Here is a 23,798-nt window from a genome sequence, read left to right on the forward strand (position 1 = left end):
ACCTGACATAAATGGTATTTTTTACCAGCTTCGGCATTGGATCAGAATTTTAACCCGCGGGATATTTAGGACCACGGAGTAAATAACTTACCCATTTTGTTATATCCGGGAGCGCGGGCGTCCCGCCCGCATGTCCGCAAGTATTGTCAAGATGCAGGCAAAAGGCCCGCGCTCCCAGGTTAAGTTTATTTCGGACTCATTCCTTAAACCAAAAACCTCATTTAGTGACAGCACTAAAAATGGAATAAAAATGAAACCATATACTGCTCTCGCCACTGTCATGGTCTGCTTGATTTTAACACTGCCCATGCTCACAACCCGGGCCCTGTGCCGGGAGTTAACCATCATGACCCATGACAGTTTCAGTATGTCTAAATCCGTACTCGAAGATTTTAAAACCGCCGTGGGAGCCGATATCACGATCTTACGCTCCGGAGATGCCGGCCAGGCATTAAATAAGGCGATTCTGTCCAAAAACAATCCCATGGCTGACCTGTTTTTCGGTGTGGACAACACCTTTATAGGCAGGGCCCTGGACCATGATATTTTCATTGCTTACACCCCCACTGGATTTGAAAATATTAACACCTCCCTGGTATTAGATGCCACAAATCGTCTGATACCTGTGGATTTTGGTGATGTATGCCTCAATTATGACATCCAATGGTTCAAGGCAAAACACCTTGCTCCCCCAAGCGGCCTTGAAGATCTGCTGCGTCCGGCATACAAAGACCTCACCGTTGTCCAGAACCCGGCCACATCATCCCCGGGACTTGCCTTTCTTCTGGCCACCATCAGTCGTTTCGGTGAAAAGGAGTACATATCTTTCTGGCAGAAACTTAAAGCCAACGGGGTCATGGTGGTAAACGGCTGGCAGGAAGCCTACTGGGGGCAGTTCACGGCCGCCTCAAAAGGAGACCGCCCCATTGTGGTCTCTTACGCCTCAAGTCCTGCGGCAGAAGTGTTTTATGCTGAACAAAAATCCACCACAGCTCCCACCGGCGTTGTCATTGAGAACCAATCGGCTTTTCGCCAGATTGAATTTGCAGGCATTTTAAAAAACAGTGCCAACACAGATCTTGCAAAAAAGGCCATGGACTTTCTTTTAAGTCAAAAATTCCAGGAAGACATTCCTTTGCAAATGTTTGTGTTCCCGGCCAACACAAAGGCAAAGTTGCCTGACGTGTTTTTAAAGCATGCAAAAATTACTGATGCGCCTGCGTCTTTGCCCCCAGAGGAGATCGACCGGAATAGGGATAAATGGCTCCGGGAATGGACGGAAAATCTGTTGCGGTGAAAGCAAGGAGTTATACGCACCCCTATGTGCTGGCGGGGCTGGTCCCCCTTGTATTTTTTCTCATTTTCTATTTTTACCCCCTGGCCGGGATATTTCTTCGAAGTTTTGTGCCGGACTTTCCCTCACACCTTCATATCGACCTGTCCTTTTTAAACCAGATTGCCGGATCACAGCGCCTTCGCCATATCATCTGGTTCACCTTTTGGCAGGCAGCCGTGTCCACGGGCCTGACCCTGGCGTTTGCCTTCCCGTGCGCTTTTGTCATGTCCCATTACCGATTTAAAGGTAAAACGTTTTTAACCCTGTGCGCCTCCATCCCTTTTGTTCTGCCTGCCGTGGTGGTGGCTGCGGCCCTTGATGCAAGTTTCGGCAAAAACGGATGGCTGGGCATGTTAAATATCCGCCACCCCCTCGTTCTGATTTTCATGGCCCATGTGTTTTACAATTTTTCGGTCATGCTCAGAATTCTGACCAGTTTCTGGACAGGGTTGCGGGCCAAATTCCAAGAAGCGGCAGCCATGCTCGGAGCCGGACCGTTTCAGACCTTTATCCATATTACCCTGCCCCTTCTCATGCCTGCGGTATGGGCCGCTTGCTTTCTGGTGTTCATCTTCTGTTTTTCAAGCTTTGGCATCATTCTGATTCTTGGGGGACCTGCCTATTCCACGATAGAAGCAGAGATCTACCGCCAGGCCGCCTATATGTTCAATCTGCCGGTGGCATCTTTTCTCTCGTTGCTCCAAATCGGTTTTACCCTGGTGCTCATGGGCTGTTACACCGCCTTTTCCCGAAAGGCTGTCCGCTTTGCGCCAAAGGCCGGTCACACCACTTTTAAACGGCCGAAAAGATTTTGGGAAAAGGCAGCAGTGGCAGGCAGTGCCGGTTTTATTCTTCTGTTATGCCTTTTCCCCCTGGCAGCGCTTGCAGGAAAGTCCCTGGTCCATGAAGGGCAATTGTCCCTGATTTACTACTGGGCCATTTTTGACAACCCTGCCAACTCCATTTTTCATGTCCCGCCGTTTACGGCAATTAAATTCTCTTTTATTTTTGCGGGCACAGCCCTTCTTATCTCCCTTGTGACAGGCTTATGCGCAGCCCTTTGCCTGAACCATATGGACCGGGTAAAAGCAAAAGGCTTTGCCGCATTTTTTGACCCGTTGTTTATGCTGCCCCTGTCCACGTCGGCAGTAACGTTAGGATTCGGCATCATCATTACCCTGGACCGCCCACCGCTGAACTTACGGTCTTCAATTCTGCTTGTCCCTTTCGTCCATGCACTGGTGGGATTTCCCTTTGTGCTTCGGGCGGTGCTGCCTGCCTTAAAAAGTGTTCCCAATGACATCCGGGAAGCCGCCGCCATGTTAGGCGCCGGCCCTGGGAAAATATTCAGATGCATTGATCTGCCATTGATATCCGGTGCACTGACAGCAGGCGCCGTGTTTGCCTTTACCATCAGTATGGGAGAATTCGGCGCCACTATTTTCACGGCAAGTCCACGCACGCCCACCATCCCCCTGGCCATTTACCGATTTTTAGGCCAGCCAGGCGCCATGAATTACGGCCAGGCCATGGCCATTTCAACCCTTCTCATGGCGGTCACGGCAGCCGGGTTTATTCTCATTGAAAAAATCAGTTTAAAAGGAATACAGCAATTTTAATGGAAAATGAACTCATCATACACAACGTAAGCAAAACCAGTGCAACAGGCAGCTATATTTTAAACAACATTAACCTTGCTCTGCCCCGGGGCAGCCGGCTGTCTGTGCTCGGCCCATCGGGCAGCGGGAAAACCACACTGTTACGCATGATTGCAGGGCTTGATACGCCGGACTCAGGCGATATCCGGTTCAATGGCGTCTCCATCCTGGATCTGCCCCCGCACAAGCGCAACTTTGGGATGATGTTCCAGGACTATGCCCTTTTTCCCCACCTGGATGTGTTTGCCAACATTGCATTTGGCCTGAAAATGAAGGGCATGTCCAAACGTGATCAGGCACCAATTGTGGAACAGATGCTTTCGCTGACCAATCTTAAAGGGTTTGAAAACAGAAAAGTCGATGAACTGTCCGGAGGCGAACGCCAACGGGTGGCCCTGGCAAGAACCCTTGCCCCGGGCCCCAGGCTGCTCATGCTGGACGAGCCCTTAAGTGCACTGGACCGGGTCTTGCGAAAACACCTGCTGGACCAGCTCACCCAAATTTTATCCCGACTGCACATCACCACCATCTTTGTCACCCATGATCACGAAGAAGCCTTTGCCGCAGGCGCTCAAATTATCCTGATGAACCAGGGCAAAATTGTCCAGCAGGGCAGTCCCGACCAGCTGATTCATCATCCGGTCAACGACTGGATCAAATCGTTCATGGCCTGAACGTTTGTTGTCCCCCGCCCTAATCGGGAATAGAGCCTAATAAAAAAAGAGAATCCAGGCCAGGACCAATATTCTGGATAAAAGCGCAAACATCATGGTTATAACACAAATAGCACTGCCGTTACGCCCTCCGTAAATAGCGATATACCGGGGCAAAGTCCGGCGCAGGCGGGTAACCGGTATCATAATAAGACCGCCGGCGATCAGAGCTGTGATCGCCTCATAGCCGCTGATGCTGTTCTGGGTCAAAAGGGTTGACATGTAGCTGATCCCCGCAACCGGACTGAATATATAGGTGGTGAGCGGGCCAATTACGGCCGGGGACAAACTAAGGGCGGAAGTCAAAGGGGCGATCCCCGACTCTACCCAGGAGAGCATTCCCGACTCGGTCAGCACTTGAACCAGCAGGGTCACAACAGCCAGCACCCCCATCATTTTGAAAAACATCTTTTTCCGGGCATGCCAGGCGTCTTTCAAAAGCCGGGTAAAACTGCGGTTAAGGCAATTGGCATCGTCCGGTGCGCATTCATAAGCCGAAAACGGATCCGCCTCGATTTCCAACGGTTGTCTGCCATTGCCCCGGGCCCTTCCACGGACAAGTACATAGCAAAGTTTCAGCACGCCGGTAAGCCAGAAGGCGGTAATATAAATCATGGCCAGACGGGCACCGAGCAGAGGCAAAACAATGGGCAGCTGAAAGGTCAGGGTCTCCTTGAGATGAAAGGGCACCGTATTGAGGATGCCAGTCAGCCTTAGCTCACGGTCATCCAGGCGTCCGTCCGCATGGAATTGGGCTGCCATGGTGTGGGCCGCGATCATGGAACCGACTGCTGCCAAAAAACAAACCGCCGTCTCGGCCGGTAAACGGGCGGCCCTTGCCACAGGCTTTCCAACAGGTTTCAGGTAGCGCATCAGCCCCATCTGCATGAACAGCTCCACCCCGAAAAGGCTAATAAACATTATCGAACCCATCCGAAATACCAGAGCCGCCGTAAACTCAATTGAAGATAATAAAATTTCCATGTATAGCTAGTCGCTAACTCATTCAGGTGCTACAATGACAAACTCGCATCTTTTGTCCCTCGAACGCCCTGCATAAATATGCAACGGCAATCAAAGAGAAACCAAGCCCTGGCCTGTATTGTAGATTATTTTATCAGGCTTGCTTCAAGACCAAGCCCGTAAGCCACACTGGTGAAAGCGTCGGCGGTTTTAATCTTATCTGCACCCAACCGGGACTCAAATATGGCTCTGATCAGCGGGATATATGAAGATCCGCCGGTCAGAAACACCGCGTTGACCTGTTCAGGCCCGATTCCGGCATTGGCAAGGGTATCTGCCACGCAGGTGTCTATCTTTACAACCAGATCCTGGATCATATCTTCAAATGCAGGTCTTGTTACAAGCTCTTCAATGACGATGCCGTAATCCTTGAAAATTACGCTTGCGTCATCATGCTCGGACAGGCGGCATTTTGCGGACTCAATGGCCCTAAATAACAGATATCCATAGTTATCGCTGATCAAACGTTCCAGGTTTTCCAGCAGGCGTTTGTCCCGAAGTCCTGCGCACACCTTGAGTTCTTTTATACTCCCAAGGGTTTGGGGACGCCGAAGCCATGGGATACGGTGCCACTGCATCAAATGGCTCAAAACCAACGGGGACAGTCCCGTAAAATTATCACTGAACATGGATTTGACTTTAACATCCGTGCCATAGTATTTTGCCACTTTATGGCGCATGATCAGGGAATCAAAATTATCCCCGCCGATATAAAGCCCGCCAACGGAAAGTATGTCCTTTTCCCTGTCCCCGGCGTGGGGCGAATTACCCACTTTAAGCACAGTGAAATCAGAACTGCCTGCACCAAAGTCGCCCACCAACACAATCTGTTCCCGGTTTGGGGGCAGGCTATCCTCATAGGCCCGGGCAGCGGCAACCGGCTCCATCTGCAGGAGAACCTCCTTGAACCCGGCAATTTGCGCTGCCTTTATCAGCCGCTGGGTCGCGGTGCGTTCCCGTTCCCCATCCATTGAAAAAACAACCGGACGACCAAGTACAACCTGGTCTACATCCCGGCCGACAATAGCCTCCCCCCGCTCCTTCATCGTCTTAAGCAGATAACCAATCAGCTCTTCTATGGTGTAATTTTTACCGTAGACATTTGTTTTTTGAAAGGAAATGTCCGATAAAAAAGATTTAATCGACTGCATGTACCGGCCTTCGGCACCGTTCTCGATATATTGTTTAACCCCTTCATAGCCCACAAAGGACAAATTCTGTCCCTCTTCCTTTATAAAATAAAGAATGGATTTCAAAGAATTTGAAAGGGGATTACCCGGATCGATATCCAAAAGCTGTACCTGACCGTCAACACTTGCAGCCAAGGCAGAGTTGGAGGTGCCGAAATCAATGCCAAATGTAGGGGACATACGCGTTCCTGAGAGTGTCCCGGCAATACCGAGACCATTAACGGTTAAAAAAACAAACCGATATATTTACAGGATTATGGCATAAATTAAAAGTCCCAATCGTCATTATTTTTAGTTGTAGCGACCCTGGGCTTTACGAAGAAGTGCTGCGTTTTTTTCCCTTACGTCCGGATACGCAGCCGATAGGCTGTTGGACTTTTGGGCCAGGGAAACCGCCTGGACAATGTTTCCCTGGTCAAACTGGGCCCTTGCCATCAGGTGCCAGACCAGTGGGTCCTGACCATCAATGTACAATGCCTGCTCCAAAGTAGAAAAGGCAAGCTGGGGCTGCCTTTTTTTAAGTTGACTTTCAGCATTCTTGATCATCCGGGTCAGTGCCTTGGGCCTGGGACGTTGAACCGGGCGAACAGCAGACAAAAGTGGATTCTGGTCGTCCCCGCTATCCGCAACGGCCGAACCATCGGGCACAGTACTTTGAGCCGGTACAGACCCGCCGATTTCAGGCACGGACTCAGGGGGCAGATGGGACTGGGGCATGGAAACAGGTCTTTTTTGCGCACAGGCGGATAAAACGAAAAGGGCCATGACAAGAAGATAAAAACAAAAATTTTTCATTTAAATACATCCTTGAGCCAGTCAATAAGATATCGTGGCTTTTTTTTCTGCACAGGTTGTTTGTCAGGCCCGAAATCTGCCGGAGTCGGGGGAGCGACGTCAGGAACGGGATCAGAAACAACAGGGGCAGACCCGCGGATAAAAGGCACGGCAAGGGCGCCGGGCGCATTGTTATTGGCACGAAGTCCGGTTTGGGGATTGATAACCGCCCACTCAATATTTTCCGGTGGGGTCAGGACCAGTGGCGTATTAGGGATCTGTGCCATCATCCGGCCAAAAACCTGCATGGCACCGGAAGCCCCGGTGAGCCCTGTGGACTTGTTGTCATCCCTGCCTACCCAGACCACGGCCAGGCGATTTCCGGAAAACCCGGCAAACCAGGTATCCCGCAGATCATTGGTGGTTCCGGTCTTTCCGGCAATGCCCAAATCCGGAGAGAGCCATCTGGACAAAGATCTGCCGGTACCTTCCCGGACCACAGCCTGAAGTGTTTTGTCCACCAGGAATACGGCGCCGGGATCCAAATGCTGTTCAATGCGCAACGGATAGCGCTGGAGCGTTTCCCCATCAGGGGTATACACGGCATTTATGACCCGGGCCGGGGTGTAAAATCCCCCCGAGGCCAGGGTATGGTAAACTTGGGCAACCTGAACCGGGGTCATCTCAAAACTGCCTAGAAGCATTGCAGGCACAAACGGTGCAGACGGCTTAAATCCCAACTGTCCCATGGTTGCAAAAACAGTTTCCAACCCAAGGGCCATGCCAAGTTTGACCGTGGACGTATTGTAGGAGTGGACCAGGGCCTGGTACAAGGGCAATTCCCCATGAAATGTTTTATCATAATTCATGGGTCTCCAAAGACGGCCGCCACTTTTCAATGACACAGGCCCGTCATGGATCCGGGTCACCAGGGTATAATTTTCAGGTTGTTCCAATGCCGAAAGGTATACCGCAGGCTTCACCAGGGAGCCAATGGGACGCTTTGCATCCAGGGCACGGTTAAACCCTTCATATTTAGGTTGCTTGCCCCCCACCAGGGCCTGAATCTCATTGGTGGCACAGGCCGTTACCACCACACCGGCCTGAAGCTTTGAATTTCTGCCCGCCATGAAATCGGCCACCCCCTTTTCCGCAGCTAACTGTACCAAAGGATCCAAGGGGGTGAAAATACGCAGCCCCATGGTTTTTAAATCTTTTTCACGGTATTCCTTGAGCAACCTGCGCTTAACCAAATCCAGGTAAAAGGGAAACCGCCATTGCCGGGGTACCGGAATCACGTTCAGGGGCCGGCCAAGTGACTTAGTCAGATTGGGGGATGGAATCAATCCCTGGTCTGCCATGAGACCAAGTACGGTGTTTCGCCGGGCCGTGGCCCGGTCCGGATGAACCCTTGGATTGTAGACGGACGGTCCTTTAAGCATGCCCACCAAAAGAGCCGTTTCTTCGGGAGAAAGTAGCCCCAGAGACTTGCCAAAGTAAAACTGAGCCCCTAATCCAAACCCGTGTATGGCCCTGGCACCGTCCTGTCCTAGATAAACTTCGTTAATATAGGCTTCAAGAATTTCCTCCTTGGTAAATTGGCGCTCAATGGCTGCCGCGACAAACGCTTCGCTGATTTTTCGCTTAAATGTTTTTTCAGGAGAAAGAAAAAAATTTTTTGCCAATTGCTGGGTCAGGGTACTGGCACCCTGGGTAAACTGCCCCTCGCGGATATTGACCACAATGGCCCGGAAAATGGACTTAAAATCAATACCATAATGGGAATAAAAATTTTTATCCTCCACGGCAACAATGGTCTTTTTAAGTAGAGCCGGGATATCTTCAGTCGTAACAAGGACACGGTCTTCCATGGAAGACGGGTAAAACTGCCCGATCAGAACCGGGTCCAACTGTTCCATGTCAGCGGTGCTGCCTAATGATTTAAGCCGGGTGACGCGGCTGCGGGAGATGGTGAGTTCTATGCGCCGCATGGGACGACGCTGGTCACCAAAATTAAAGGGTCGGCAATTGAGAATAAATCGGCCCTGGTACCGGGTGTAAGTGCCCGGTACCGTCAGCTGTGCCTGGGTTGAAACTTTTCGGTATCCCAGCAGGTCCAATTCCTGCCCAAGGGACTTGGCGGACAGCTGTAACCCTATGTAGAGGGTCATGGGGCGGGCATATACTTTGGCCGGCACATCCCACAACCGGTCCTTGAAGCGCTCAGCCACCTGATGGTTGATCAGATATGCATAGCCCCCAAAGGCCATGCAGGCACATAAGAATAAAAAAATGACCAACCATCGCAACAATTTCATTTAGAACACCTTCAATAATTGTGATCCGGGATGTCCAGATTAAACAGCTGCCGGGCTATATTCAAATACAAAGAATCGTCCCGGTGATCACCGGTGTTACGCAAAAACAAAATGGGATCATGGATGGCACGGGACGCAATGGCCTTGGTCATCCTGCGAATGGACTCGACATCATCCTTTGACAAATGGCGCAGACCGGCCAGGGTTTTCTCACATTCGAGATTCACAATGTCAGTCATTTTGCGGTTGATGGCCTTGATGGTAGGCACCACGGCCAATTCATCCAGCCATCGGCGGAAAGCCAGCAAAGCCTCCTCCACAAACCGTTGCGCCATTATGGTCTCCTGTGCACGCTGACTGATATTTGTTTCAACAATATTTCTCAAATCGTCAATATCATAAACATAAACATTGGAGATTTTATTGATCCGGGGGTCAATATCCCTGGGCACGGCAATATCAATGAAAAACAGGGTCTTGTGCTGCCGTTTTTTCATGATGCCCTTGACCTGGTCACGGGTTAATACATAATCCGTGGCCCCGGTGGAACTGATAATGATATCCACGTCGGCCAGTACGGATTCCCGTTCCTCATACTGAACAGCCTGGCCGTTGAACTTACGGGCCAGTTCCAAGGCATTTTTAAATGTGCGGTTGGCCACCACAATCTTTTCCACCTGGTGGGTCATAAGGTGTTCAACAGCCAATTCCGCCATCTCACCAGCCCCGATGAGCATAACGCTTTTGGTGGCAAGATCGGCAAAAATTTTATGGGCGAGTTCAATGGCGGCATAGGAAATAGAAACGGCATTATCACCAATACCGGTCTGTTTTCTCACCCGCTTTGCCACGGAAAAGGATTTATGCATCAGGCGATTGAGCAAGACCCCTGTAGTACCGACACGTAAGGCAGTTTTATAGGCCTTTTTCACCTGTCCCAGAATTTGGGGTTCCCCCACCACCATGGAATCAAGACTTGCCGCCACGCAAAACAGATGCCGGATAGCATCGTCATCGGTATGGATGTATAGGGATGGCTTGAATTCTGAAACAGGTAACTGCTTGAGTTCAGAAATAAATGCCAGTACAGCATCAACTCTGTCTATGTTGTTCACATCGCTGTTTTTTGGAATATATAAAAATTCCAGACGATTGCAGGTGGAAAAAACCAGGCCTTCCTTGATACCCGAGTCCTGTTTTATAAATTCCAGGGCGGTTTCAATCTGTTCCTGGGAAAAAGACAATTTTTCCCGAAGTTCCACAGGCGCGGTCTTATGGCTAGCACCAATCAGAATTATCTTTGGCATAATGGGTTAATCTGCGTCCTGTTCTTATTGGGTAAACCCCTGGTGATGCCCGCCAAGGAAGAAATTCACCCCCAGGAAGGTAAAAATTAATATGATAAAGCCAATCACGGACATGATTGCGGAGTTACGCCCCCGCCAGCCCGAATAGAGCCGCAGGTGCAAAAGGGCCGCATACACCAGCCAGGCACCCAGGGAAAACACTTCTTTTACATCCCATTGCCAGAAATTGCCCCACGCGGACCTGGCATAAATCAAACCGGTGACAAGCCCAAAGGTAAGCAACGCAAACCCTGTAGTAATACAGGTATAGGACACGGCATCCAAAAAATCCAAAGACGGCAGCCGTTTGAAAAAGAACCCCGGACTTTTGCCTTTGATGCCCTGCTCTTGAAGCAGATAAAGAATACCGGCACCACAGGCCAGGGCCAGCATGGCCTCCCCACTGAAGATGAGTATAATATGCCCGAAAAAGAAAATGCCCTTGTATATCTTATCCGGGGCCTTGGCGACCTCGGGCAGAAAAAGGGACGCAAGCATCAGGACACTGATCATGGCCGTGGCATACACACCAAGAATTTTTAAACGGAACCGGTACTGCGTATAAATGAACATGGCAGCAAGGGACAGGCCTGCCATGGACAGGCTCTGGGCAAGGGTATAGATAGGCAGCCCGCCAAGTGCCGCACTTTGCAGAACAATGGCAAACAGATGAACCACGGCCCCGATGCCCAGCGCGCCTAAGGCGGTCTGCTGGATCCGATTTTTCTGGTGAAACAGATAACAAAAATACCCGGCTGTACTGATCAGGTAAAAAAACGTTGCACACTGCAAAAGGATAAAAGGAATATTCATGAACATCACAACTCCCTGGTACCGAAATCGGGCATAAGCCGATCCAGACTGAAGCCGTCACCTATGACCTTGGCAAGCACGGCATCAATCTGCCGGGTTTGCCCTGCGGCAATCTTTTCAGGCAAATTAGCATCAAGCAAGGCACAAAAAATTTTGCGGTGCCCCTTGGGGTCATGTCCCCGTTCCAGCAAAATGGCTCTGATACTGCCTAAAAGGGCTGTAAGTATACCATATTCAGGACCGAAACGTGCTTCAAGCGCCATGCGCAGGCGTCTTGAAAGTGCCGGACTTGCCCCGCAGGTAGATACGGCAAATAACAGATCGCCTCTGTCCACTACCGCCGGCAAAATAAAATCCCCTTTGTCCCGGCCGTCAGCAATATTGCACAATATATTTTTCTTTTGGGCAGCCTGTCGTATCCTGGCATTTAACTGCATATTATCTGTGGCGGCAAAAGCCAGGCTCATGCCGTCCAGATCCGAATCCTCAAATTTTTTTTCTTTTAAAGTGACGGCGGAAAACGGCGTATTTGACAATTCTTCTGAAAAACCAAAGCTGACCACGATCACCCGGGCTCCCGCCCGGACAAGACCAAACGCCTTTCTTGTTCCCACAGCCCCACCGCCGACCACAAGGCACTCTCTGTCTTTAACATCTAAAAAAATCGGATAATAATCCATCACTTCATCCCTTATCTGCCCTTGTTTGAGCAGGGCGTTTAATATATATTGCCTGTTAGTTTTTTTCAATCTTTATCATTATAAGGTTATGCTGTGATTATCGATTCTCATACCCACCTTTTTTCCCGGGAAGTTGCAGATGACAGGACCCCGTTCTTTGACAACGAACCTGAATTTACGCTTTTATATAATTCCCCAAAGTCAAAAATTGCAACGGTGTCTCAACTGATAGACACCATGGATCAACATGAGGTGGATATCTCCATTCTTTCAGGATTTCCATGGCGCAATCCCGACTACACAAAAAAGAATAATGATGCGATAATTGAGGCGGTCACCGCCCACCCGAAGCGGTTGCGGGGTCTGGCCTGTTTTGATCTGTCCTGGGACGGTGCGGCAAAAGAAGCTGAACGCTGTATTGATGCAGGGCTTTCCGGGGTGGGGGAACTGGCCTTTTATCTGTCCGGCATTGATGATAGTGCCCTCCGGCTTATGCAACCTGTGATGGACGTTCTCAAAGGCAAGGGTAATTTACCGTGTATGATCCATACCAATGAACCTTTGGGCCACCACTATCCGGGAAAAACCCCTGTGACTCTTGAGCAGATTGATAATCTGGCCCGAACCTTTTCAGACAACAAAATCATTCTGGCTCACTGGGGCGGCGGTATCTTTTTTTATCACATCATGAAAAAACAGATGAAAGAACGGCTTAAAAATATCTGGTATGATACGGCTGCGTCCGTATTTCTTTATGACCCACAAATCTACGATATGGCGCTCAAGGCCGGGGTCCTGGAAAAAATTCTGTTTGGCACGGATTATCCCCTGCTTACCCCTGACAGGTATTATAGGGATATTGACCAGTCACAACTGACGTTGGAACAAAAAAGGATGGTGCTTGGAGAAAATGCCCGGGCCCTGTACCCGGACTTATGATTCTGTGGCCCCGGGAAGGGTGATGGTGAAACAAGTCCCCTTGCCGCGCCGACTTTCCACCTCAATGCGGCCGTTGTGGTACTGGACAATATGTTTGACAATGGCCAAGCCAAGCCCTGTGCCTCCCTGGTCCCGGCTTCGGCCCTTATCCACCCGGTAAAACCGGTTGAATACTTTTGGCAGGTGGGCCGCATCAATGCCCTGGCCCGAATCTTTAACCTGAATTTCTATATTGCCGTCTTTGAATTCTGCATTAATGGTAATGCATGTCCCCTCACCGCTGTACTTTATGGCATTGTCCACCAAATTAAACACCGCCTGCTCCATGAGCATGGGATCCACCATACCGGCAATGGCATCCGGGCAGTGGACGTCCATGGTTATCCCCCGGGACTGAGCTCTGTCCGCGCAGAACCTAACGACCTTTTGGATCAAACCGGCCAGGGGGTGGGTCTCAAGCTGAATATCGGTTCCCTTAAGACGCTCCAATCTTGAAAGGGCCAGAAGGTCATCAATCAGGCGGACCATGCGGTTAACGTTTTTTTCAATGATCCCCAAAAACCGGCTGTACTGGGCTACCGACGCCTGGTCCGGCGCACCGGCACTGTCCGCGGTCATCTGCAACAAAGTTTCAATAAACCCTTTGATTGTGGTTAAAGGGGTTTTTAATTCGTGGGAAACATTTGCCGCAAAATCCTTGTGCATGGTTTCAAGAAGTCGTATCCGGGTGATGTCACGAAAAATGATCAGGGTGCCCATACGTTTGTCATGGGTGTCATACAAGGCTGTGGAATGGATATTAAGCACCATGCGCTCATCTGCATCAATGACAATATCATCTTCCACAGGTTCTCCGGTGGCAAGGGCTTTTTTAATGAATACCTGCAAATCATAATTTCTGGCGACCTCAAGCACATGCTTTGTTTTCAGCGTTTCCGGCGAGAAATCAAATATTTTAGCAGCAGCCTTATTAATGGTAATGATCTGCTCCTGGCCGTCAATGGCGATGACCCCCTCCTCCATACTTGTGTGGACCGCTTCAAGCTCCCGGCTTCGGTTTCTGACATCCATGATCTTTTTATTAAGTTCCGAGGCCATAAAATTCATAGCTCCGGCCAATTGGGACAGCTCTTCGGTATCCGGATAGGACAGTCGGCTGGTCAGGTTGCCCTTGGAAAACGCCTGGGCCCCTTGACGCATCTGCTCCACGGGCTTTGTAATACGCCTTGAAACATATAAGCTTGCCAGAGCCGCAGCCATGGTGGTCAAAATCAGAACCAGGGCAATTGAATTGCGCATACTCTCAACCTTGGTGTCGATATCCGAAATGGAGACAGCCGTCCGGATCACAGCAGAGTCAGACCGGCTGTAAATAACCGGAAGGGCAATATACATCATATTTTTATCAAGGGTGGGACTGTAGCGTACGGCCATACTCTTTTCACCGGAAAATGCTGTCTTAATTTCAGGCCGGTCCCTGTGATTTTCCATGGTCTCCACCCTGGCAAAGGAGTCACCGATTACATCGCCTGAATGCAGAATAACCGTAATGCGGGTCTCAATTTTTTTCCCCAGATTTTTGCACAGGGCATCAATGTGCTGTGGCGACAAGCCATCCACATAGAGGGCACGGGCAAACCGATCCTGCATCAGCGACGCCCTGACCATGAGTTCACGCCGGCTGGTTTCAAGAAAAAAGCTTTTGAAATAGCTGGTGGAATACCAGGCTTCCACGGTCAGAGACAAAAGGATAATAACCAGAAATGATGAAAAAATCCGCCAAATCAGCTTCGTTTTTTTACGATACATGGAGATGTATTGCCCAATTCTTTTTGTTTATGTGGTCAAAGGGCAGAAAATGGGTTCGCCCTATTCCTTAAAACGATATCCCACGCCCCGGACGGTTTCAATACAGGATGAATAGGCACCCAACTTTTTACGCAAGCCGACAATAATGACATCAATGCTGCGCTCGGTCACCGCATAATTTTCACCGTGAATGGCATCCACGATCTGCCCCCGGGTAAACACCCAGCCCTTTTTCTCTGCCAGAAAAGAGAGCAGTTCAAATTCAGACAAGGTCAGTTCAATAATTTTATCTTCAATGGTGACCCGGTGTTTGGCCCGGTCAATGACCATATCCCCTTCCCGACGAACACGAACCGGCGACTCAGGGGCGCTTTTCCGGCGGCGACGCAGAATGGCGCGAATCCTTGCAGTAAGCTCCCTTGGGCTGAAAGGCTTGGATATGTAATCATTGGCCCCAAGTTCCAGACCGGTGATAATGTCGGATTCCTCACCCTTAGCCGTGAGCATCACAATGGGAATATCCGTGGTGGCATCGTTATTTTTCAAATACCTGGTGACTTCAAGCCCGTCAATTCCGGGCAGCATAAGATCCAGCACCATGAGATCAGGGCCGGACTTTTTGGCAATTTTAATGGCCTCCTCCCCGGTCATGGCCTGCAGTATATTGTAGCCCTCGCCCTTGAGATTAAATTTTATCAGTTCAAGAATATCTTCCTCATCATCAACAATCAATATGGTCTCTTTGGACATTTTTTATTTCCGTGTTACGTTAGTGTTAAAATTTAAGAATGACGGATAATCTCGCCTTCTATCAGGTAGATGACTTCCTCTGCAATATTTTTAGTGTGATCGCCCACCCGTTCAATATGCCTTGAAATAAGATACATATTGATAATTTCCTCAACCTTTTCCGGATTCTTGCGTATGGCATCTTTCATGACATTATAGGCCTCATTGCGCATGGTATTGACCTCCTCATCCATTTCCCGGACTTTATATGCAAGATTGCCATCCAGGCTGACAAGGGCATCCAAACTGAGTTTGAGCATTTTTGCCGCCTGTTCGGCCATGGCGGTATAGTCATATTGAAAAGAATTTGAATTCCGGCCGCTTATCTTAAACCGCCGGGCAATGTTCGCGGCATAGTCGGCAATCCGTTCAAGGTCATTGTTAATCTTGATCACAGCGGTAATCAATCTCAGGTCAGTTGCCACAGGATGATACAGGGCAAGGGTTTTCAGGCATTCCTCTTCGACCTCAACCTCCTGGGCATCCACCAGGTAATCGGTTTCAATAATCTGGATGGCCTGCGCAAGATCGTTTGTCTTGACGGCATATATGGTTTTTTTGAACCGGTCTTCCACCATGGCACCAAGGGATAAAATCTCCTTTTTGATCTTGTGCATGGCCCGGGTAAGCGGGTTTGTCATAAATGTCCTTCATCGTTTTATAAAATTTCAAGGATAATCAATGTTAGTTTTTTACCCTGAAATCGTTAGGAATGAGTTAGAATTGTATTAACTAGGAATTAATTTATTACAAGATCTGTTTTTCAAGATAGAGGATATTACCTTTTTCATTATAACTTAAACGATCAAAATAGGTTCGCATGATACTTATGCCCCTGCCATGATCAGCTTCATCAGGCACCACCTGATCCTGAACTTGCCTCCATTCAAAACCCGGCCCCTGGTCGGAAATCTTTATACGAAGCCACGGATACCGGCTTATATCCATTTCCATGGAAACAAACTTGCCCAAATCGTATTTATTCCCATGGCGCACGGCATTTGCCATGGCCTCGCGCATGCCTAAATTCACGGCAAACAAATGGGGGAAAAACTTGGGTCCCTTGGATCGAAGGAAAAGAAGCACTGCGGCACAGGCCGTATCAATATGTCCCATGGTGGAAGAAAATCGTATGAGGACACGATCTTTTTCCTCTTTGATCTCATAAACATCCAGAATTTCGGGCATCATCACACCTCAATGCATAAAAAAACGATATCATCCTCGGGTATGGGCTCGCCGTTAAAAAGGCGGGAAATAAGTTTACTCGGCACATCGGAAAGTTTCATTTTACCCACTTCCCCAAGAATGTATAAAAGCCCTTTCACCCCTGCCACCCATGATATTTTCTTTTTTGTGGATTCCACCAGGCCATCAGAGTAGATAAAAAATCGATCCCCTTCATTCACTGCAATTTTTTTTATGCCAAAGGTAGCATCGGCAAACATGCCCAGAATGTCTCCCTGGCCTTTGATAAGAAAAGGTTTTTTACCCTTGGGCATGTAAATCACAGGGGGGTGACCTGCATTCACCAGGGTCATGATCCTGGTGCCGCGATTCAGGTGCATGTAGCATGCGGTGAGATATTTTTCCCTGGACAGAATTTCCACAAGCACGTCATTGATCATTCTCATGCTTTCTATCGGCGAATACACCAAGTTACAGTTCTGGGCCAGAAGGGCCTTAACAGATGCAGTTATGTACGAGGTGCCAATGTCATGCCCCGAGGAATCCGCCAGAAAATATCCAGTGATCTGATTTGAAATGTTTAAAATATCATAAAAATCCCCGCCGGCCTCTTCCAGGGGCCGATAAAAAACACTGAATCCGGCATCGGGAAAATCTTCGGGCCTGGGCAGCATGGCGTTCTGGGCCTGGGTTACCTGACGCAGCTTTCTGGCCTGATTTTGCACCAGGGAGTTGGTGGCAATGGAAAGTTTAAGATGAATACGTACCCGGGCCAGAACCTCCTGGGGATGAAAGGGCTTGACTATATAATCCACGGCCCCGAGTTCAAACCCCTTCAGCTTGACATCCACATCGGAGACACCCGTTAAAAAGAGCACGGGGATGATGACGGTGGCCGCATCATTTTTAAGCTTCTTAATCACTTCAAACCCGTCTTCACCGGGCATCTCAATATCCAGCAGAATAAGATCCGGATGTTCTTGAGCGGCTATACGCCTGGCATCAGGGCCGTTGGACGCCAAAAGGGCAACATACCCCTCCTTGCTCAACACTTTTTCAATGAGCTTAAGATTCACCTGGTTGTCATCAACCACAAGTATGGAATATGCGTCCGCCATATTACTTTCCTGATAGACTGCCTTCAAGTTGTTCTAAAAGGCACTGCATTTCCAAAATCAAATTCTCCAAACCGTCAAGCCGACCGCCCCGGGTACGGATTTCCATAGCCGCAGCCAACTGAGAAAGTCGTTCAAATCCCAGATTCCCGGATGCGCCCTTTATGGAATGCGCCACAAAGCTAATGGATTGGGCATCACTATCCCGGAGACCACAGCGGATTTTTTCCAGATCAGATGCCAGGGTATCGGCCAAAAGACGACCTAGTTCTTCGGCTTCATTTGTATCAACGCCTATAAACGACTCAATATTACGAAAATCCATGAGATTACCTGCAATTATGCTGTTAGGTGAAGCACTATAAACTGCAAAATTATAGGAGATAGAAACATTCTTGTAAAGAATGTGGCCAATTATTATTCATAGACGGTTTCTCCATATTTTTCTCCTGCGATTGCCGGGTCGACACCTGTGAGGCGGTCTACAATAAGGCCTGCCGACCAAAAGCCGGCAGACCCGCGACAAATGTTTACACGCGATGATTAATTTACAGCTTAAACCTGCCGACCATCTCGTTAAGATCTTCCGACAGTTTAGATAATTCCAAAGCACTCTCATTGATATGTACGCTTCCGGCCATAATCTCTTCTGCAGACCGGCTGACATGATGGACATCCTCAGTCACCTCTCCGGCTACGGCTGACGTCTGGTTCACATTTTCATTGACTTCCTGAACACCGGTGGCTGCCTGGCTGACATTATTGGAAATTTCCTGGGTTGTGGCAGACTGCTCTTCAATGGCTGCGGCAACCGATGAAACAATGGAATTGACATCGTCAATAATTTTAACGATTTCCTTTATCGCGTTGACAGATTCCGTGGTTGTTGACTGTACTTCACCAATTTTTGACCCGATTTCCTCAGTCGCTTGGGCTGTCTGCTTTGCAAGTTCTTTAATTTCACCAGCCACGACAGCAAACCCCTTGCCGGCCTCGCCGGCTCTTGCGGCCTCTATGGTTGCATTCAGTGCCAAAAGGTTTGTCTGTTCGGAAATATCGGCTATGACTTCGGTCACTTTACTTATCTCAGCAGCAGCCCGGCCTAGATCACCCACTTTCTTGGAAATATGTTCGGCTTTTTCAACAGCCTGGCTGGTTGTCTGGCTTCCCTTTGCGGTATTTGATGAAATCTCGTTGATCGTTGCAGACATCTCTTCTGCAGCAGCGACAATCATCTGAAGATTGGCGCTAGTCTGTTCTGTGGCAGCGGCCACACTGTTCATCGCCGTTGCCATCTCTTCTGCAGCCGAAGAAACATTATTCGCCTTTTGGGACGATTGCTCGGCGCCTGACGTCATCTGCTGGGACACAGCGGACAGCTCCGTGGAAGAAGAAGTCAAGGTATGAATACCCTGGGAAATGTCCTTAAACATATTTTTCAAATTGTCCGTCATATGCTGCATACTGCCATACACCCCGGTGAGCGGTTTGCCGGTAGTTGGGAATTCATAGGTCAAGTCTCCTGCAGCAATCCGGTTGGCCACCGTGGCAATTTCAGACGGATCATGGCCCAGCTGCGCCATGATGCCTTTAACAAACCACAATACAGCCAGGACGGTCAGAACCAGGAAGATGACACCGACGACAAGAACCATGTTCCGGATAGAAACCACAGGGGCTAAAAACTCCGATTCATCCTGGGTGACCACAAGGCTCCAGCCTGTGGCGGGTACGGGTGCGAAACCGGCAATCTTATCAATGCCCTTGAAACGATATTTTTCAACACCTGCTTCCTGAGCCAATGATCTTCTTGAAATTTCCTCCATCCCCTTAAGCGTGGAAATATTGAGTTTGAAAATATAATCCTTTACAGGATGAGCGAGAAAAAGGCCGTCTTTACCCACTACAAAAGGATAGCCGCTCTCCCCCATTTTTACCTGTGTGATTTTATCAGATAAAGCTGTCAGTTTTACTATTATGCCCAGAATCCCGGCAAAAGAACCGGATCCGGCTTTTAAAGGAACAGCAACAACAACGATGGGCAGCCCGCTGGCCTTTGAAACAACAGGGTCCCCTATGATACTTGTGCCCGATTTAGCGGCCTGGAAATATTTTCTGCTTGACAGATTCAAATTTTGTTGACTGTATTTGCCGGAATCACTGTCAGCTATAATCCGACCTGATGAATCCGTTACAAAAAAGAACTCATAATTTTCTCCGATCTTTTTATAAGCTGTGGCCAAATACGCGTCGGCAGCGGCCAACTCGGGCGAGGCCTCCTGGACGTCTCCATTTCCCGATCTTTTGGCTATTGCCTGAATAGAGGGAGCCGAGGCCATGGCTTCGGCTTTCTCAACTTCCTGTTTCATGGAAAGGTCTACCATAGTTGCAAGATTTTGTGCTGTGAGCGTTGCCTGTCCCTTGGCAATGCTGACCAGTGCGCCGGAAGATTTGATTATCGAAAATAACCCCACGACAACCAATGGCAGAATTGCCGCCACCACGCCGCCAACGATTAATTTTGTTTTTAATGTCATTTTTCTAATTCTCCCCCTTTTTTAGAGATTCATCTTGTTTTTTACGATTTTAGATGCATGCGGTATTCACATAACGCGAAAGGTCTGCCACGAACATAAACGATATAATTTGATCTCATTTAGCGAATTATTATATACTATAGCTTCGCAGACAACAAACGAAAACGACAATATCGTCAATCTGATAGAAGACGACAGCCACTTCCTCCTAACAAAACGGCACGTACCGGCCAGGCATACCGATTTTTGATTCGCAACAGACGGCGGTTCGCAAGTGTTCTATCTTTTGACATAAAAAAAATATAATAATAAAAAACAGGTTGACCTTTACCTTTAAAAACGGTGTTATTCGGACTGAATACCTTTTACTCGATGATCCAGTTTTATTAAACCCAACACAATTGAAAACCTATGAAAAAAGATACTCACCAGTTTATCCAAAAATATAAAGGCATTGCAGCCTTTGGCATGGACCGGGCAAACGATGAAGAGACCATCATGTTCTATCTGCAAAAATTCAGTGAAGACGCCTTTATGAAAACCCTTCTACCAAGACTGTCCGACCAGGAACTTGAAGAGATCTATAATTGGGTCAACACATACTTAAAAAAACACATTTCCGAAGACGAGTATCACGGCCTGTTTTTAAAAGACCGTTAATTTTTTGGGGTGAGCACCAAAAAATAGAGTTGCCCCCTGGCCACCATGTGACCGGCAGTGTAATTCGCCCAGTCACCAGGTCCGCAAAACAAATCCACCCGGCCCGGTCCCTTGATGGCCCCCCCGGTATCCTGGTTGAGCACAAACAAAGACGCCCTGGGCCATTCCTCTTTGGGCTGACCCACGGAAGCCGGTAGCGCCGTCTGGATAAAGGCCAGTCCGCCTTTGGGAAAAAGTTTGGTGTCCGTGGCAATGGAGCGCACAGGCGTTACGGCGACATTGATGCAACCAAAAGGGCCGCCCTTGCCTTCCTTGAAAAACACAAAGCTGTCATTGGTAAACAGCACCTCATCCATACGGTCCGGATGGGCAGTAAGCCATTTCCGAATCGCCTGCATGGACATCTTCTCCCTTGGCACTTCATTTTTATCAATGAGATATTTTCCCACAGCACTGTATCTGCGACCATTCACCCCGGCATAGTGCAGGCGCAAAATCTCTCCATGGGGAAGAGCCACCCTGCCCGATCCTTGAATCTCCAGAAAAAACCGGTCAATACGATTGGTCAGCCAAACCACGGGCCGGGCTTTTTGTGAAAAATCCGACTGATTGTTGATCTGCTCCCGGGTGTAGTAGGGTTTAACCCTGCGGGACTTTGGATCAACACGGGCCATGAGCCGTTTGTGCCCTTTATATGCATCGGAGAACGCCGACAGATCAATCTGGAACAAATCATCGGGCATGGGGTAAACCGGCCATGGATATTCCGGCCCCGGGATGCGACTGCCCGGATAGGTGGGTTCAAAATAACCGGTGAAAAGCACATCTTTACTTGGGCCGCCCACACTTTTATACACCGTATAATTTTCCCGGATAAACCGGTTCAAATCTTTGGCCGACGGTTGGGTGCCAAAAAACGCTTTAAACGTTTCAAGGGATAAGATCATATGGGCGGCCGTGTAAACGTCCGGGCCATAATCATAAGTCCGGGTTGCCGGCACCCGTTTAAAATAGACAAGGCTCTGGTCAATGGAGACCCCAAGATCTTGCAGGAACAAGGTGTCCATAAATTCGGGCAGATCTGACTCAGCCACCTTCACCAACGGATTTTCCCGGGGCTGTTCCATTTTCTTTTGACTCCGGCACCCAAAGGTCCCGGCAAGAATCAGTATCAGCAACAGAAAAAACGGAACAAATCTTTGTTCAAAGCTATTCATTAATCACATCTTCCGAACGCGTTTCCGTCATCCGCTTAAGGGTTGCAGTCGCTTCAGGCACAGGTTCACAACCCGGCAGGCTATCGCTGGAAACGCCCAAATTCTCAAATTTCCGGGCCGAAACCAGCACCCTTTTTTCCATGGCACCCACGGTGCGGTTAAAAGTGGTGGCGGTGCGCTCAATATCCTTTCCCAGACGGTTCATGTGTCCAGCCATGGTGGACAGCCGCTCAAAAAGTTCCAGGCCAAGTTCCCGGATGGCCCGGGCGTTTTCATAACCTGCCTGCTGCAGCCACACATAGGCCACGGTTTTAAGCAGAGCAATCAGCGTAGTGGGCGTGGCCAGAATTACGCCGTGGGCCATGCCTTTTTCAATAAGATCGGGCCGGGCTGCAAGGGCAGCCGAAAAAAAATTTTCTCCAGGGATAAACAGAACCACAAACTCGGGGCTTGGGCTAAAGGCGGCCGCATAATTTTTTGATCCCAACTGGACAATGTGAGCCATCACCTGGCGGGCATGACCATCAAGTCGTTCTTTCTGCGCCTGCTCATCTGTTGTTTCCAGGGCATCCAGATAGGCCATGAGCGGCACCTTGGCATCCACCACCACCTGACGGTTACCGGGCAGTTTCACCACCATATCCGGACGGAGCGAGCCCTTGCCGGCTCCCTGCACCGCCTGCTCTATAAAATCACAATGGTCGACCATACCAGCCAGTTCCACGGCCCGTTTCAGGGTCACTTCCCCCCATCGGCCCCGGACATGGGGCACCCGCAACGCTTTAACCAGATTATCGGTTTCTTTGGCAAGCTGGTGCTGGGTTTTTGCCATATCCGACAAATACTGGCTGATGGCGCCAAAGGCCTGGCTTCTATCTTTTTCCATGGTTCCAAGCCGCTGTTCATACCGGTCCAGCATGCGGTGCACCGGGTCAACAGCCCGGGTAAAGGCCTCCTCTTTGCCCTTGAAATCCTGATGGGCTTGCTGGACATAACCATTGAAATGAGACTGGGCCATGTCCATGAACTGCCGGGAATTTTCATAAAGCGCCTTATCGGATAACGCCTTGAACCGACCTGAAAAAAAATGCATAACCAGTTTAGCAAGGACCAGGGCCGTTAACAGGCCAAACACAAACCCGGCCCCTAAAAATGCCAGATTATCCGTGCGCATGGCCATGTGAACAAAATCAATCATAAGAATGTTTCAGGTGCTGTATACGTCCCGCTTTTTCCACCGGATTTAAAGGCCAGATGAATATTGGAAATTTCCATGCCTTTGTCATAGGCCTTGCACATATCATAAATGGTCAGGGCCGCAATACTGACCGCAGTCATGGCTTCCATCTCCACCCCTGTCTTTTCGGTCAGAGACACTTGTGCCTCAATGTGAATACAACTGTTTTCCTTATCACTAAAAAAATCCACCCGGGCATGGGTAATGTTCAGCGGATGACACATGGGAATCAAGGACCAGGTCTGCTTGGCCGCCATGATTCCTGCAATGCGTGCTGTTTCCAGCACATTCCCCTTTTTTACCTTTTCATCGACAATGGCTGTCAGGGTTTGCGTGGACATGAAAACCGTCCCCTTTGCCACAGCAACACGTTTTGTGGGAGATTTTTGCCCCACATCCACCATTCTCACACGGCCCTGGCCGTCAACATGGGTAAATTCGTTCACATCAACTCCT

Annotated in this window: 22 protein-coding genes; 5 read left to right on the plus strand and 17 right to left on the minus strand. The window is 49.2% G+C overall.

What is annotated here, in order from left to right:
- Positions 1-250 precede the first annotated feature (250 nt).
- Genes EYB58_RS02650 through EYB58_RS02660 form a run of 3 tightly spaced genes read left to right on the plus strand, consistent with a single transcriptional unit; the run spans position 251 to position 3,668 of the window.
- Positions 251-1,297 (plus strand): thiamine ABC transporter substrate-binding protein, encoded by a 1,047-nt coding sequence (locus tag EYB58_RS02650; protein ID WP_111955499.1) that lies wholly within the window; start codon positions 251-253, stop codon positions 1,295-1,297.
- On the plus strand, positions 1,261-2,955 hold the full coding sequence (locus EYB58_RS02655) for an ABC transporter permease (protein WP_242637524.1): 1,695 nt from the start codon (positions 1,261-1,263) through the stop codon (positions 2,953-2,955). The genes EYB58_RS02650 and EYB58_RS02655 overlap by 37 nt, the downstream gene beginning before the upstream one ends.
- On the plus strand, positions 2,955-3,668 hold the full coding sequence (locus tag EYB58_RS02660; protein ID WP_111955437.1) for an ABC transporter ATP-binding protein: 714 nt from the start codon (positions 2,955-2,957) through the stop codon (positions 3,666-3,668). Before EYB58_RS02655 ends, EYB58_RS02660 begins: the two co-directional genes overlap by 1 nt.
- A gap of 36 nt (positions 3,669-3,704) precedes the next feature.
- On the opposite strand, the gene EYB58_RS02665 is transcribed toward EYB58_RS02660, so the two are convergent.
- From EYB58_RS02665 to EYB58_RS02695, 7 genes are all read right to left on the minus strand, one after another.
- A complete protein-coding gene (locus EYB58_RS02665) occupies positions 3,705-4,628 on the minus strand; it encodes a hypothetical protein (RefSeq protein ID WP_242637525.1) in 924 nt (307 codons plus the stop codon).
- 188 nt (positions 4,629-4,816) lie between these two features.
- The gene (locus EYB58_RS02670; RefSeq protein ID WP_111955441.1) at positions 4,817-6,100 is read right to left on the minus strand and encodes an Hsp70 family protein; all 1,284 of its coding nucleotides are present in this window, start codon (positions 6,098-6,100) and stop codon (positions 4,817-4,819) included.
- Between the two features lie 111 nt (positions 6,101-6,211).
- A complete protein-coding gene (locus EYB58_RS02675; RefSeq protein WP_111955443.1) occupies positions 6,212-6,715 on the minus strand; it encodes a hypothetical protein in 504 nt (167 codons plus the stop codon).
- Positions 6,712-9,012, minus strand: a complete 2,301-nt coding sequence (mrcB, locus tag EYB58_RS02680; RefSeq protein WP_111955445.1) for a penicillin-binding protein 1B — start codon at positions 9,010-9,012, stop codon at positions 6,712-6,714. Before mrcB ends, EYB58_RS02675 begins: the two co-directional genes overlap by 4 nt.
- 11 nt (positions 9,013-9,023) lie before the next feature.
- Positions 9,024-10,319 (minus strand): glutamyl-tRNA reductase, encoded by a 1,296-nt coding sequence (gene hemA / locus EYB58_RS02685; RefSeq protein WP_111955447.1) that lies wholly within the window; start codon positions 10,317-10,319, stop codon positions 9,024-9,026.
- A 24-nt stretch (positions 10,320-10,343) separates the two neighbouring features.
- Entirely contained in the window at positions 10,344-11,171 is an 828-nt protein-coding gene (locus tag EYB58_RS02690; RefSeq protein WP_242637526.1) for a cytochrome C assembly family protein, read from the minus strand.
- A gap of 5 nt (positions 11,172-11,176) precedes the next feature.
- A complete protein-coding gene (locus EYB58_RS02695; protein WP_242637527.1) occupies positions 11,177-11,920 on the minus strand; it encodes a precorrin-2 dehydrogenase/sirohydrochlorin ferrochelatase family protein in 744 nt (247 codons plus the stop codon).
- Between the two features lie 24 nt (positions 11,921-11,944).
- On the opposite strand from EYB58_RS02695, the gene EYB58_RS02700 reads away from it, so the two are divergent.
- Positions 11,945-12,790 carry an amidohydrolase family protein gene (locus EYB58_RS02700; RefSeq protein ID WP_111955453.1) on the plus strand — a complete coding sequence of 282 codons (846 nt, stop codon included), beginning with the start codon at positions 11,945-11,947 and terminating at the stop codon, positions 12,788-12,790.
- Here EYB58_RS02700 and EYB58_RS02705 read toward each other — a convergent pair.
- The 7 genes from EYB58_RS02705 to EYB58_RS02735 form a co-directional block, all read right to left on the minus strand.
- Positions 12,785-14,599 carry a sensor histidine kinase gene (locus EYB58_RS02705; RefSeq protein WP_111955455.1) on the minus strand — a complete coding sequence of 605 codons (1,815 nt, stop codon included), beginning with the start codon at positions 14,597-14,599 and terminating at the stop codon, positions 12,785-12,787. The genes EYB58_RS02700 and EYB58_RS02705 overlap by 6 nt on opposite strands.
- A 60-nt stretch (positions 14,600-14,659) precedes the next feature.
- Entirely contained in the window at positions 14,660-15,349 is a 690-nt protein-coding gene (locus tag EYB58_RS02710; protein WP_111955457.1) for a response regulator, read from the minus strand.
- A 32-nt stretch (positions 15,350-15,381) separates the two neighbouring features.
- Positions 15,382-16,029 (minus strand): phosphate signaling complex protein PhoU, encoded by a 648-nt coding sequence (gene phoU / locus EYB58_RS02715; RefSeq protein ID WP_111955459.1) that lies wholly within the window; start codon positions 16,027-16,029, stop codon positions 15,382-15,384.
- A gap of 106 nt (positions 16,030-16,135) precedes the next feature.
- Positions 16,136-16,579, minus strand: a complete 444-nt coding sequence (locus EYB58_RS02720; protein WP_111955461.1) for an ATP-binding protein — start codon at positions 16,577-16,579, stop codon at positions 16,136-16,138.
- Positions 16,579-17,694, minus strand: a complete 1,116-nt coding sequence (locus EYB58_RS02725) for a PP2C family protein-serine/threonine phosphatase (protein WP_111955463.1) — start codon at positions 17,692-17,694, stop codon at positions 16,579-16,581. The genes EYB58_RS02720 and EYB58_RS02725 overlap by 1 nt, the downstream gene beginning before the upstream one ends.
- A 1-nt stretch (position 17,695) precedes the next feature.
- Positions 17,696-18,016 (minus strand): Hpt domain-containing protein, encoded by a 321-nt coding sequence (locus tag EYB58_RS02730; protein WP_111955465.1) that lies wholly within the window; start codon positions 18,014-18,016, stop codon positions 17,696-17,698.
- A 223-nt stretch (positions 18,017-18,239) separates the two neighbouring features.
- Positions 18,240-20,228, minus strand: a complete 1,989-nt coding sequence (locus EYB58_RS02735) for a methyl-accepting chemotaxis protein (protein WP_111955467.1) — start codon at positions 20,226-20,228, stop codon at positions 18,240-18,242.
- Positions 20,229-20,639: 411 nt separating this feature from the next.
- Here EYB58_RS02735 and EYB58_RS02740 point away from each other — a divergent pair, with 411 nt between their 5' ends.
- Positions 20,640-20,888 carry a cytoplasmic protein gene (locus tag EYB58_RS02740; RefSeq protein ID WP_111955469.1) on the plus strand — a complete coding sequence of 83 codons (249 nt, stop codon included), beginning with the start codon at positions 20,640-20,642 and terminating at the stop codon, positions 20,886-20,888.
- Here EYB58_RS02740 and mltA read toward each other — a convergent pair.
- The 3 genes from mltA to moaC are packed head-to-tail and all read right to left on the minus strand — an operon-like array spanning position 20,885 to position 23,788.
- The gene (gene mltA / locus EYB58_RS02745) at positions 20,885-22,105 is read right to left on the minus strand and encodes a murein transglycosylase A (RefSeq protein ID WP_242637528.1); all 1,221 of its coding nucleotides are present in this window, start codon (positions 22,103-22,105) and stop codon (positions 20,885-20,887) included. The two genes, EYB58_RS02740 and mltA, sit on opposite strands and share 4 nt — an antisense overlap.
- Entirely contained in the window at positions 22,098-23,303 is a 1,206-nt protein-coding gene (locus EYB58_RS02750) for a DNA recombination protein RmuC (protein ID WP_242637529.1), read from the minus strand. The genes mltA and EYB58_RS02750 overlap by 8 nt, the downstream gene beginning before the upstream one ends.
- The gene (moaC, locus tag EYB58_RS02755; protein ID WP_111955471.1) at positions 23,300-23,788 is read right to left on the minus strand and encodes a cyclic pyranopterin monophosphate synthase MoaC; all 489 of its coding nucleotides are present in this window, start codon (positions 23,786-23,788) and stop codon (positions 23,300-23,302) included. Before moaC ends, EYB58_RS02750 begins: the two co-directional genes overlap by 4 nt.
- Positions 23,789-23,798: the final 10 nt, after the last annotated feature.

The sequence above is a fragment of the Desulfobacter hydrogenophilus genome (genome assembly GCF_004319545.1).
GTDB classification, from domain to species: domain Bacteria; phylum Desulfobacterota; class Desulfobacteria; order Desulfobacterales; family Desulfobacteraceae; genus Desulfobacter; species Desulfobacter hydrogenophilus.